Annotated in this window: 1 protein-coding gene; it reads right to left on the reverse strand. The window is 60.4% G+C overall.

Translation table 11 applies throughout. The features are described 5' to 3' along the window. The coding region (locus tag F0Q32_RS25950; protein WP_149465182.1) for an HAD family hydrolase at positions 1-250 on the reverse strand (250 nt) is incomplete at both ends.

Genomic DNA, 250 nt, shown 5'->3' on the forward strand with positions numbered 1-250 from the left:
GCGTTGACCTGCTGCAACGTAGCATCGCCCGCTTTTTCCAGAATCGCTCGCGCTAATGGGTGGCTTGAACCTTGCTCCAGCGCGGCGGCAAGACGTAGCGCCTGCGCTTCTTCTACACCTGAGAAGGTCTTCACTGCCACAACCTGTGGCTTACCCTCCGTCAGCGTTCCGGTTTTATCCAACACCAGCGTGGTCAGTTCGATTGCACGTTGCCGCGCGTCGGCATCCCGCACCAGCACGCCGTACTCCG

The organism is Pseudocitrobacter sp. 73, from assembly GCF_008369545.1.
Taxonomy (GTDB): domain Bacteria; phylum Pseudomonadota; class Gammaproteobacteria; order Enterobacterales; family Enterobacteriaceae; genus Pseudocitrobacter; species Pseudocitrobacter vendiensis.